Annotated in this window: 11 protein-coding genes; 7 read left to right on the forward strand and 4 right to left on the reverse strand. The window is 67.7% G+C overall.

Features of this window, described 5'->3' with window-relative positions:
- Positions 1 to 53: 53 nt before the first annotated feature.
- Together ACFUEJ_RS15630 and ACFUEJ_RS15635 are read right to left on the reverse strand one after the other, a co-directional pair.
- Entirely contained in the window at positions 54 to 653 is a 600-nt protein-coding gene (locus ACFUEJ_RS15630; protein WP_388030432.1) for an SWIM zinc finger family protein, read from the reverse strand.
- Positions 650 to 2245, reverse strand: coding sequence for a DEAD/DEAH box helicase (locus tag ACFUEJ_RS15635; RefSeq protein ID WP_388030453.1), 1596 nt, complete (start codon positions 2243 to 2245; stop codon positions 650 to 652). Before ACFUEJ_RS15635 ends, ACFUEJ_RS15630 begins: the two co-directional genes overlap by 4 nt.
- Before the next feature lie 234 nt (positions 2246 to 2479).
- Between ACFUEJ_RS15635 and ACFUEJ_RS15640 the strand changes: the two genes are divergently transcribed.
- The 4 genes from ACFUEJ_RS15640 to ACFUEJ_RS15655 all read left to right on the forward strand — a co-directional run bounded on the left by ACFUEJ_RS15640 (position 2480) and on the right by ACFUEJ_RS15655 (position 6181).
- Positions 2480 to 3226 (forward strand): TetR/AcrR family transcriptional regulator, encoded by a 747-nt coding sequence (locus tag ACFUEJ_RS15640; RefSeq protein WP_388030435.1) that lies wholly within the window; start codon positions 2480 to 2482, stop codon positions 3224 to 3226.
- Positions 3227 to 3317: 91 nt separating this feature from the next.
- Complete coding sequence (aztD, locus tag ACFUEJ_RS15645; protein ID WP_388030438.1) at positions 3318 to 4550, forward strand: zinc metallochaperone AztD; 1233 nt, start codon at positions 3318 to 3320, stop codon at positions 4548 to 4550.
- A 126-nt stretch (positions 4551 to 4676) separates the two neighbouring features.
- Positions 4677 to 5573 (forward strand): dephospho-CoA kinase, encoded by an 897-nt coding sequence (gene coaE / locus ACFUEJ_RS15650; protein ID WP_259936489.1) that lies wholly within the window; start codon positions 4677 to 4679, stop codon positions 5571 to 5573.
- Between the two features lie 137 nt (positions 5574 to 5710).
- Positions 5711 to 6181, forward strand: a complete 471-nt coding sequence (locus tag ACFUEJ_RS15655) for a hypothetical protein (RefSeq protein WP_065632416.1) — start codon at positions 5711 to 5713, stop codon at positions 6179 to 6181.
- Here the strand turns inward: ACFUEJ_RS15655 and ACFUEJ_RS15660 are convergent.
- On the reverse strand, positions 6167 to 6775 hold the full coding sequence (locus ACFUEJ_RS15660) for a DUF402 domain-containing protein (protein ID WP_065632394.1): 609 nt from the start codon (positions 6773 to 6775) through the stop codon (positions 6167 to 6169). The two genes, ACFUEJ_RS15655 and ACFUEJ_RS15660, sit on opposite strands and share 15 nt — an antisense overlap.
- Positions 6776 to 6869: 94 nt before the next feature.
- On the opposite strand from ACFUEJ_RS15660, the gene ACFUEJ_RS15665 reads away from it, so the two are divergent.
- The 3 genes from ACFUEJ_RS15665 (at position 6870) to ACFUEJ_RS15675 (ending at position 10325) form a co-directional block, all read left to right on the forward strand.
- Entirely contained in the window at positions 6870 to 7535 is a 666-nt protein-coding gene (locus ACFUEJ_RS15665) for a hypothetical protein (RefSeq protein WP_137810694.1), read from the forward strand.
- A gap of 20 nt (positions 7536 to 7555) precedes the next feature.
- Positions 7556 to 9712, forward strand: coding sequence for an excinuclease ABC subunit UvrB (gene uvrB, locus ACFUEJ_RS15670; RefSeq protein ID WP_388030442.1), 2157 nt, complete (start codon positions 7556 to 7558; stop codon positions 9710 to 9712).
- Positions 9713 to 9881: 169 nt separating this feature from the next.
- A complete protein-coding gene (locus ACFUEJ_RS15675) occupies positions 9882 to 10325 on the forward strand; it encodes a universal stress protein (RefSeq protein ID WP_388030444.1) in 444 nt (147 codons plus the stop codon).
- Positions 10326 to 10372: 47 nt separating this feature from the next.
- Here the strand turns inward: ACFUEJ_RS15675 and ACFUEJ_RS15680 are convergent, their stop codons facing one another.
- A complete protein-coding gene (locus ACFUEJ_RS15680) occupies positions 10373 to 11290 on the reverse strand; it encodes a hydroxymethylglutaryl-CoA lyase (RefSeq protein WP_388030446.1) in 918 nt (305 codons plus the stop codon).
- Positions 11291 to 11699: the final 409 nt, after the last annotated feature.

Genomic DNA, 11699 nt, shown 5'->3' on the forward strand with positions numbered 1-11699 from the left:
TGGAGAAGCCCTCCCGGGAAACCGGGAGGGCTTCTCTCGTCTGGTGCCGACGGTCAGTCGGGCGCCCCGGTGCGACGCCGAGCACTCCAGTAGTTCCGGGCGTCGAAAGTCGTCAGGGCCGCCCACCGCAGCGGCATCTGGCGCGGTGGTCCATCGGTGTGGTCCGCGCCACGGGCGACTCCGCTGAGCCGTGCCTCGAAGTCGCGTAGGCGGAGGGCCAGCGAGGGCTCCCGATCGACGGCCGCGGCGAGGGCATAGAGCGTGGCGAGGATGTGCAGGCACCGGTCGCCGCGGGCGCGGCAGGAGCAGTCGGCGACCTCGAGAACCGGTGACGACCACGACGCCGCTTCGACGAGGCGACGGTGCATGTCGTCGGTCGGTTCGGTGGACTCGCCGAGCACCTCCCGCAGCGTCGTCGCGGTCGCCGGGGACATGGCATCGAACTCGAGATGTGCCATCGACGCCTCGCCGCCACGCTGCACCAGACCGCTGACCGAACGTCCGTCGACGGTGAGCGTGACGCGGCCGTTGCGGGCGACACTGCGGGCTCGTGGTGCCGAGGCGTTGGGGCCACGCGCCGAGATCGGCTCGGCGAGCCGGACGATCTCGGCGCCCCAGCGGGTGAACCCGAATTCGGCAGGAGTGCTGGTCATCGCGCCTCCCGGTGACGCCGCAGGATGTCCATCAACCGCTCGTCGTCGAGGCCGGTCAGCTCGGTGAGAGCGGACGTGTCGTCCGCGTGCGCGCCGAGCACGGACTTGCGCCGGTGCAGGCGATCGATGTGCTCTTCGAGGGATGTGGCCGAGGTGAGGGTGGTGATCGTGACGGGACGTTCCTGGCCGATTCGGTGCACGCGGTCGGACGCCTGGGCCTCGACCGCCGGGTTCCACCAGCGGTCGAAATGGATGACGTCGCAGGCGTGCGTGAGGGTGAGTCCGACGCCGCCGGCTTTGAGGCTCATGACCATCAGCCCGGGGCCATCGCCCGACTGGAAGGCGGCGACGAGTTCGTCGCGACGGCTCGCCGAGAGACCGCCGTGGAAGAACGGTGCGTCGACCGCCAGTTGTTCGGCGAAGTGTCGGACGAGGAGTTCACCGGTTTCCCGGTACTGGGTGAAGACGAGCGTGGGGGAGCCGGTACGCAGGTTGTCACCGAGGATCTCCGTGCACACGTCGAGCTTGCCCGAGCGTCCCGCGAGCACCCGGGTGTCGCCGGTGACGAGGCCGGGATGGTTGCAGATCTGCTTGAGCCGGGTGAGTGTGGCGAGAATCCGTCCGTGTCGTTCGAATCCGTCGCCGAAGCCGGTGTCTTCCACGCGCGCGAGGTGAGCGTCGTAGAGCTGCGCCTGTTCGTCGGTCAGATCGACGAGCACCGGATTGGCGATCTTCGGCGGCAGCGCCGACGCCACGCGGGACTTGGTGCGCGCCAACATCACCGGCGCGACCGCCACCCGAAGTCGTCGCAGCGCGCCGGCGTCGCCGTCGTCCACGGCTTTGGTGAAGCGCCGCCGGAACACCGCCCGGTGAGGAAACAGTGCGGGCGCGACGACCCGGAGAATCGCCCAGAGGTCGTCGAGACTGTTCTCGATGGGAGTGCCGGTCAACGCGACGTGAGCCCGGGCGCCGACGGTGCGCGCCGCGCGTGACACCTGGGTGCGCGGGTTCTTCAGGGCCTGCGCCTCGTCGAACACGGCTGTGGCCCAGTCGAATCGACGCACATCGGCGATACTCAGTCGCAGTCTCCCGTAGGAGATCACGGTGATCGAACCGGGCCCGTCCGGCGCGTGCTCGAGGGGGCCGGTGTACACGTTCAGATCGGGCGCGAAGCGGGCCACCTCGTGACTCCAATTGGTCACGAGGCTGGTCGGGCAGACGACCAGCTGTGGTCCCTCGTGCGCCCGAAGCGTCAGCAGGCCGATCGCCTGGACGGTCTTGCCCAGTCCCATCTCGTCGGCCAGCACGGCACCGCCGGTGACCTCCACGGTGCGGGCCAGCCAGGCGACACCGCGAATCTGATACGGCCGCAGGTGTGCTCGCAGAGCGTCTCGCAGTACTTTCTCGGCGGCGAGACTCTCCTGCAGCGCTGTCCGGGCGAAGTCCGCAGTCGTCATCGCCGTCCCGGTGGGATCGATCTCGGCGTGTGCGGCGAGCGGCAGCGGTGTCGCGGAGTCGTCGGCGAGTGTGCGTCGCCACGCTTCGACCGACTCCGCGACTCGGCTCGGATCACCCTGGTCGCACGCGGCCAGGAGTGCCGGGGGATCGACGAGTTCGCAGCGGACGTCGCGAACGACGAGGCCGCGGCCGTCCGGGACCGCGAGACGGCAGGTGTCCGACAGGTTTCCGGCATCGGACTGGTGGGAAGACCAGAGTGCGAACTGGTGCAGGTCCGGCAGATAGGTGGCCTGAGTGGGCAGTGGACGCTCCTCTTGGTACGGTGTACGGAGTTATGACTCAGTACACCGTACGGGAAAGGCGTCGCCGTGTCGACCGCAGATGATGCACGCACGCTGGTCCGACTGCTCTGGCGGGCCGAGGCCGGAGATGGCGGTCCGCGGCGGGGGCCGCGGCAGCGGGTGTCGGTCGACGACATCGTGACGGCGGCGATCGACCTCGCGGACGAGCGCGGGCTCGGTGCCGTCTCGATGCGCGCCCTGGCCGCCGAACTCGGCGTCGGGCCGATGAGTCTGTACACCTACGTGCCGACGCGTGACGTGCTGGTGGCGCTCATGATCGATCACGTGACAGCACGGACTCCGATGCCCGGGCCGGCGCCGACCGTCGTCGAGTCCCTGGCGGGAGTCGCGCGCGCACTGCGTGCCGAGTGTCTCGACCACCCATGGCTGCTGGTGGCCTCGCCGTGGCGCCAGGTGCTGGGCCCGCACCGCCTGGCCCGGTACGAGCGGCAGCTCGAACTGCTCGAAGCGACCGACATCTCGGATATCCAGCGGGACAACATCATCGCACTGCTCGGCGCCTTCGTGGCCGGCAACGCCCGCGAGGCGGTCGGGGAGCGGACGGCCGCCGAGGAATCCGGGATGAGCGACGCGCGATGGTGGGAGATCGTCGGTCCTGAACTCGCGGCGGTCATCCCCGATGGTGCGTACCCCCTGTCGGATCGGGTCGGCAGTGCGGTCGGAGAGATCCATCAGGCGCCCGGCGCCCCCGATGACGCCTTCGAATTCGGACTCGCCCGCGTGCTCGACGGGTTGCGGCCGTTGCTGGCCTGATGCCGGGGTGTTCGCGAGGAGCGGCCGTTGCGGGCCACCACCATCCCATGCGTTGTTGACAATGATTTTCATATCCATGTTCACTGTTCGGGTGTTTGCACAACGGACAAAACTGACCCGCTCTCTCGCGTTTCTCACCGCCGCGTCATTCGCGCTCGTCGCTTGCGGGAGCGAGGATTCGAGCGAATCCGCGCCCGCCTCCAGCTCGGCCGCGGCCGTCGAGCAGCAGAGCGCCACGCCGCGCCTCGCGCTCAGCTACGACGGCGGCATCCTGGTCCTCGACGCAGAGTCGTTGGAGCAGGTCGCCGACCTCCCGATCGACGGCTTCATCCGACTCAACAGCGCCGACAACGGCCGCAATTTGTTCGTCTCGGAGTCGGACGGGTTCCGGGTTCTCGACATGGGTACCTGGACGCGTCAACACGGCGACCATGGTCACTACTACACGACGACACCGGCCCTCACCGACATGACGTTCGGCGGTGAAGAGCCGGGACACGTTGTGCCGCACGACTCCCGGGTCGCCCTCTTCACCGACGGCACGGGCCAGGTCGACATCGTCGAGCCCGCCGAGCTCCTGCGCGGCAACCCGGCGTCGACCTCGTTCACACTTCCCGAGCCGCACCACGGGGTCGCGGTGTTCCGTGAGGACGGTACGGTCGTCGTCACCGTCGGAAACGAGGACTCGCGCAGCGGGATTGCGATCCTCGACCCCGAGCGCAAGGAGATCGTGCGTAACGACCAGTGCCCGGGTGTGCACGGTGAGGCCGCCGGCGCCGACGGAGTCCTCGCTTTCGGTTGCGAGGACGGACTGCTCATCGTGAACGGGAACGACATCCGCAAGGTCGAGAGCCCCGACGAGTACGGCCGCATCGGCAACCAGGCCGGCAGCGAGGAGTCCCCGATCATCCTCGGCGACTACAAGTCCGATCCGGATGCCGAACTCGAACGGCCGACCCGGTTCTCGCTCACCGACACCCGCACCGGTCAGCTCCGGCTCGTCGATCTCGGCACCTCCTACAGCTTCCGGTCCATCGAGCGCGGTCCCGGCGGGTCCGCCGTGGTCTTGGGAACCGACGGTGCCCTACACGTCTTCGACGCCGACACTGCGGCCAAGACCGCCACGATCCCCGCCATCGGCGCGTGGACCGAACCCGACGAGTGGCAGTCCCCGATGCCGAACGTCGCGGTGCAGGAGGGCATCGCCTACGTCAGCGACCCGGCGGCCAAGAAGATCGTCGCCGTCGATCTGAACAAGAACGAGAAGGTCGGCGAGGCGGACCTGCCGCACGAGACCATCGAATTGGCGGCCGTCACCGGCTGATCCATCAACCCGAGGAGACCTCGTCTCGACGTCGTGACCCGCTGAGGGTCATCGCGCGAGACGGGGTCTCTCGTGTTTGCGGGGGCCTTCCAACGTGTCGCAGACGGATTTGTCAGACTGGTGGGCGTGATCAGGCTTGGGCTGACCGGTGGCATCGGGGCCGGCAAATCGACTGTGGCAAAGACGTTCGTCGAGCGGGGCGCGTACATCATCGACGCGGACAAAGTCGCCCGGGAGGTGGTCGAGCCGGGATCCGAGGGTCTGGCTGCGCTCGTCGAGGCGTTCGGTCCGGACATCCTGACCGCCGACGGGAGTCTCGATCGTCCGGCTCTCGCGGCGAAGGCCTTCGTCGACGACGAGTCGAGGCTGACGCTCAACGGCATCACCCACCCGCTCATCGGGGCGCGGACTCAGGCCATGCTCGACGACGCACCGGCCGACGCGATTGTGGTGCAAGACATCCCGCTGCTGGTCGAGAACCACACGGCGCCGTTCTTCCATCTGGTCGTGATCGTGTTCGCCGAGGCCGACGTGCGGTTGCACCGGCTGACGACCATGCGGGGTGTTGCCGAGGCCGATGCCCGTGCCCGCATCGCCGCGCAGGCGACCGACGAGCAGCGTCGTGCCGTGGCCGACGTATGGCTGGACAACTCGGGCGCCCCCGAGGAACTGGCGGCATCGGCCGCCCGGGTCTGGGACGAGCGCCTCGTGCCGCTCGAGTTGAACGTCCGCGAGCGTCGCGTCGCCGAGTCGGTGCCCGGACTCGTGGCAGCAGAACCGAATCCCAATGGTCCGTCCGCGCGTCTGGTGAACCGATTGTGGGCGCTCGCCGGCGAACTGGCCACCGCGGTCGACATCGTCGACCCGGCGGCGGTCGAGTTGCGGGTGACCGCACGTGACGCCGGCGCCGCGGAGGGCTTGGCGGATCGTCTCGCCGACGGTGGATTCGCACCGGCCGGACCGGATCAGTACGGGTCCTGTGACCCGGGGCGGCCTGCCACGGTGCGGGTCGTCACACGCTGACCGGCGGTTGGCACAAAAACTGACTACAAACGTTACCAAAATCGGCACATGCCGCCCCGTCCGCTGCTAACTTGTGAGTCGCACGCCCCCGCGGTGGGGGTGGTCGCTGAGGACGAAGCCCAGGAGTGGAGCACAGCATGGTCGGTCGGGGAAGTCGGAGTCGCGCGCGGATTGCCAGTGGCGCAATAGCTTTTGGTGCAGTTGCGTGCGCAAGCGTGGCGCTGGCCGCGCCGGCGGAGGCGGCGCTGCAGGGCATCGCGGTGGACACTCTTCCGGGTTACGGCTCGTCGGCCAACGGCTCGTTCAACTACGGGGTGTACGGCGCGGGATGTTCCTACACACTGTCGGTTCTCGTCAGCGATCCGCGTTCGGCGAAGTCGAATCTGAAGGTCACCCTGGTGGGCGCCGGGCGCACGGTCACGATCTACGACCAGAAGCCCACGAGTGTCGAGATCCGGCCCAAGTGGCGGCCGTCGACGCCGGGCCGCTACCTGCTGAAGGCGACCCTCGATGGAGTCGAGAAGTCGAGGGCGGTCACGGTGGGCACCGGCGTCCAGCTCCCGGACTTCATCCGTAACGGATCCTGTTTCGTGCTACCGACGTACTGATCTACCGGCCTGGCCGTGGCGACGGTGGTCGTGGTCGCGAAAGGCCACCGCGCCACCCGCCGCGGCGTCGAGCCAGGCCTGTATGTCGTTGCCGTGTTCCGCCGCACCGACGAGTGCACGCGTGGCGATCTCGACGGCTTCGACGCACTGCGCGGTGTCGAGCAAACCGTCACGGTGGGCCTCGAGCAGCTCGTCGGTGTCGAGCAGCAGGGGAGGGGTGCCCGGCACGTCGACGAGATCGAGGTACCAGTCCTCGGCATGCCACCGGCCGTCGTCGTCGGGGCCGGCGAACCGGCCCACATCCAGGTACAGGCGCTGCCCTTCGCGGTAGCCGCCCTGGTAGTGGAAGATGTTGGCGCGCAACCCCAAAGCGGGTAGCAGCCATGACTCCAGGTGGTCGAATCTGGGGTGCCCGGGAGCGTGGCGCGACATGTACAGCCCGAAGTCGGTGACGCGATACTCCTCGACCTCCCGGACGAATCCCTTGTTGTCGGTGTTCGTCATCGCCGGGACGTCGAAGACCTCGCGTTTCGGCGGGTGCAGCGGGTGCGGTGCTGACCCGGGGTCGGCGGTGCGCCCGCCATCGCTCGTCATGCTTTGAATCTAGCCAGCCTCACCGACGATCTCAGGGTGAAAGCCCGAGTTCTCACCGATGCGTCCGACCGCCGGTCCGCGGGATGGTCGGAACATGAGGACTTTCGTCGCCGAACGGGGCCGTGCTGTGGCCCGCGAACGAATCACAGCGCGGCCGACCGTCAAGCGCGCACGGCACGTGCTGCTGTGGATACACGTGCTCTCGTCCGTCTGTTGGATGAGCCAGGCGCTCGCGATGGCGGTTCTGATGCTGAATCCCGGGGACGGGGGCGCGGTCGCCGCGCACGTCCTCGACACCACGGTCCTGGTGGTCTCGGCCAATGTGTCCGCGATGTCGGGATTCCTGTTGTCCGCCACGACGCCGTGGGGCTTCTTCCTCCACTGGTGGGTCCTCGTGAAGTTCGCGATCACGGTGAGCCAGCTCGTCGTCGGGATCGCGGTGCTCTCACCAGCTCTCGACTCGGCGGCGCGCGCCCGCGAAGTCGCGTCGGCCGGCCTGCTCGCGTCGACGGTCCTGATGGCCACGTTGATCGCGTTCCAGGGCTGGCTGTCGATCGCGAAACCGTGGTCGCGCGTGCCGCGCCGGACCCGCGGCAAGGCGCCGGTTCCGGGCCCGGTGGTCCGGGTCGCGGCGCCCGTCGCGCTCCTCGCCGACGTCGGAGTGTTCGTCGTCGTCGGCCAGCCGATCCCGCTGTGCTCGGCGGTCGTGCTCGTCGCCGCGCTCGTCGGACGCCGGTCCGCGGGAACATCGCTGTCATAGGTCGCGTTTACCCTGGCACTATGGCTTTTGCAGCAGAACGCCCCGTCATCGCGCACTCGGAGTTCCGGCCGGTCGGCGAGATCGAGCGGACCGATGCCCGCCTGCAGGTCGTCAGCGAGTACGAACCGGCCGGCGACCAGCCCGCCGCCATCGAAGACCTCACCCGCCGGATCAAGGCCGGGGAGAAGGACATCGTCCTCCTCGGCGCGACCGGCACCGGAAAGTCGGCGACCACGGCCTGGCTCATCGAACAGGTCCAGCGCCCGACGCTCGTGATGGCGCCGAACAAGACGCTCGCGGCGCAGCTCGCGAACGAACTGCGCGAGATGCTGCCCAACAACGCCGTCGAGTACTTCGTGTCGTACTACGACTACTACCAACCCGAGGCGTACATCGCGCAGACCGACACCTACATCGAGAAGGACTCGTCGATCAACGACGACGTCGAGCGCCTACGTCACTCGGCGACGTCGAGCCTGCTGTCGCGACGCGACGTGGTCGTCGTCGCCTCGGTGTCCTGCATCTACGGCCTCGGTACGCCGCAGTCCTATCTCGACCGGTCCGTCGAGATCGAGGTCGGGCAGGAGATCGATCGCGACGCCCTGCTGCGTCTGCTCGTCGACGTCCAGTACACGCGCAACGACATGTCGTTCACCCGCGGCAGCTTCCGGGTGCGCGGGGACACGGTCGAGATCATCCCGTCCTACGAGGAACTGGCTGTGCGCATCGAGTTCTTCGGCGACGAGGTCGAGTCGCTGTACTTCCTGCATCCGCTGACCGGTGACGTGGTGCGCCAGGTCGACTCGCTGCGCATCTTCCCGGCCACCCATTATGTTGCCGGGCCCGAGCGCATGGAGAAGGCGATGGCGAGCATCGAGCGCGAGCTCGAGGAACGACTCGCCGAGCTGGAGGGCAAAGGCAAGCTGCTGGAGGCCCAGCGTCTGCGCATGCGCACCACCTACGACCTGGAGATGATGCGTCAGGTCGGGTTCTGCTCGGGCATCGAGAACTACTCGCGCCACATCGACGGCCGAGCCGCGGGGAGCGCGCCGGCCACGCTCATCGACTACTTCCCGGACGACTTCCTCCTCGTCATCGACGAGTCGCACGTGACGGTGCCCCAGATCGGCGGCATGTACGAGGGCGACATGTCGCGCAAGCGCAACCTCGTCGAGTACGGATTCCGGTTGCCTTCGGCGGTCGACAACCGACCGCTCACATGGGACGAGTTCGTCGACCGCATCGGACAGACCGTCTATCTGTCCGCGACTCCCGGGCCGTACGAACTGGGCCAGTCCAACGGCGAGTTCGTCGAACAGGTGATCCGTCCGACGGGACTCGTGGACCCGCAGGTCGTGGTGAAACCCACCAAGGGCCAGATCGACGATCTGGTCCATGAAATCCGTGAGCGAACCGATCGCGACGAGCGCGTCCTGGTGACCACCCTGACCAAGAAGATGGCCGAGGATCTCACCGATTACCTGCTCGAACTCGGTATCCGCGTCCGGTACCTGCACTCGGAGGTCGACACCCTGCGTCGTGTCGAACTGCTCCGCCAGCTGCGCTCCGGTGACTACGACGTGCTGGTGGGCATCAACCTGCTCCGCGAGGGTCTCGACCTGCCCGAGGTCTCGCTCGTCGCGATTCTCGACGCCGACAAGGAGGGTTTCCTGCGGAGCACCACGTCCCTCATCCAGACCATCGGTCGCGCGGCCCGCAATGTGTCCGGCGAGGTCCACATGTATGCGGACAAGATCACCGATTCGATGCGCAATGCCATCGACGAGACCGAGCGGCGTCGCGAGAAGCAGATCGCGTACAACAAGGCGAACGGCATCGATCCGAAGCCACTGCGCAAGAAGATCGCCGACATCCTGGACCAGGTCTATCGGGAAGCCGAAGACGAGGCCGTGGCGGTCGGCGGTTCCGGACGCAACTCCAGCCGCGGACGCCGCGCACAGGGTGAGGTGTCGAAGGCCGGCAGTTCGGGGGTCATCGAGAAGCGTGACGTGTCGATGATGCCCCGCGCCGAGCTCGCCGACCTCGTGTCGCAACTCACCGACCAGATGATGAGTGCCGCTCGGGATCTGCAGTTCGAACTCGCCGGACGACTCCGCGACGAGATCGCCGATCTGAAGAAGGAGATGCGAGGGATGGACGCGGCCGGGATCAAGTGACGTCCGTTCGGGGTGGCAGCGGCGTGTTCACGATGTGCCGATCACCACGAACGGGGGACAGACGCGCCCGTGGCACACTAATGTCCCCGTGCAGGACCCCTGCATTGTGGGTATACGCGATGACGCCTCGCTGATGGGCAGCGAGGCGAATTCATGTCGAGAGGTTGGGATGAGCTCTTACGAAACCGTCGTCGTCGGAACGGACGGCTCCGAGTCGTCGATGAAGGCTGTGGAGCGTGCGGGTGCACTCGCGGGCGACGCGCAGCTGGTGATCGCGTGCGCGTACTTCCCGAACGAGCGCGGAGCCGGCGACGCCGCGGATGTCCTGAAAGACGAGGCGTACCAGGTCACCGGATCGACGCCGACCGAGGAGATCCTGCGAACCGCGAAGGAACGGGCCACCAAGGCAGGTGCGTCGAACGTGGTGCAGCGCCCGGTCAAGGGTGCTCCGGTCAACGCGCTCCTGCAGTTGGTGAGCGACGTCAAGGCCGATCTTCTCGTCGTGGGCAATCGCGGCCTGAATTCGATCGCCGGCCGGCTCCTCGGATCGGTCCCCGCCGATGTGGCCCGCAAGTCGGCGTGCGACGTGCTGATCGTCCACACCACCGGATAGTCGGCGAAGGGTTTTCCACCGGTGCGTTCGCACCGATGGGGTCCCACTCAGATGTCCCCGTCTCCGCGGACGGCCGGAAATACTCCGGCACGTCCGAGGAGTGCGGGCACGTTCTTGTCGAGGGCCCGGCCCAGCCACGCGGCGGCGTCGATCAGCCCCTGCATGTCGACACCCGTGATGACCTCGGACCGATCGAGTGCGTAGACCAGATCCTCGGACGCGATGTTGCCGGTCGCCGCGGGCGCGAACGGACAGCCGCCGAAGCCGCCGATACTTGCGTCGATGGCGCCGGCCCCGGAATCGAGCGCGGTGAGTGCGTTCGCGTAACCGGTGTTCCGCGTGTTGTGGAAATGCCAGCGCTGTGGAATGCCGGGCGCACGCTCCGCCGTGCGGGCGGCGAGATCGCGGACCTGCGCCGGGACCCCGACGCCGATCGTGTCGGCGAGAGCGATCTCGTCGGGGGTGGCCTGGTCGGTCAGCCGCGCCACGATGTCGGAGATCCGGCGCGGGTCGACCTCGCCCGTGAACGGGCAGCCGAACGTGACCGCGATGGTCACCGTCGTCGCGAGGCCGGCCGCGCGCGCGTCGCGCACCACATCGACGGCCGCGGAAATGGTGTCCTCGACGCTGCAGCCCTGATTACGGTTGCTGAACGCCTCGGTGGCCACGACGACCGCGTTCACCTCGTCGACCGCGGAGGCGAGAGCGCGGTCGAGACCACGACGATTCAGGACGAGCCCGATGTAGGAGACACCATCCACGCGGGGCACGCCGGCCATGACCTCCTCGGCGCCGGCCATCTGCGGTACGCGTTTGGGGTTCACGAAGCTCACCGCCTCGATCCGGCGCACGCCGGCGTCGACGGCCCGGGCGATGAACTCGATCTTCTCGTCGACGGAGAGCAGGGTCTGCTCGTTCTGCAACCCGTCCCGCGGGCCCACCTCGATCAACTGCACGTCTGACACGAGTCCGATCTTGCCTTGTCCGTCGCTGCGACTCCATCAATCGGGGCCCGCTCGCTTCGCTCCCGGCGCCGGGCGAAGCCATGTCCGAGATGTCGTTCTGTCCCGGTGTCGGTCGAACGACCGAATCCTAGGGTCCCGCAACCACGCCAGACGGTACGAGAGTGACCAGTGTGGCTCCATTGCACTCGGGTGATCCCATCTGTCACACCAGTTTTCGAATTCATCTGATCGTCGGGAACGGCCGGTCGTGCGGGATGTATCACTTTCCGAAGCGGATGCGATGTACCGCGTATGATTCGTTGCTGTTCGACGATCGCTGCGGGGGGGGGACGCGGGGGCGTCTTCGTCGAGCGACCCAATCGCCGAAACCGACGTCGGACGAGGCATGGATGACACTGTGTCCCACCGA

This window comes from Gordonia sp. NPDC057258, from assembly GCF_042668985.1.
Classification (GTDB): Bacteria; Actinomycetota; Actinomycetes; order Mycobacteriales; family Mycobacteriaceae; genus Gordonia; species Gordonia hongkongensis.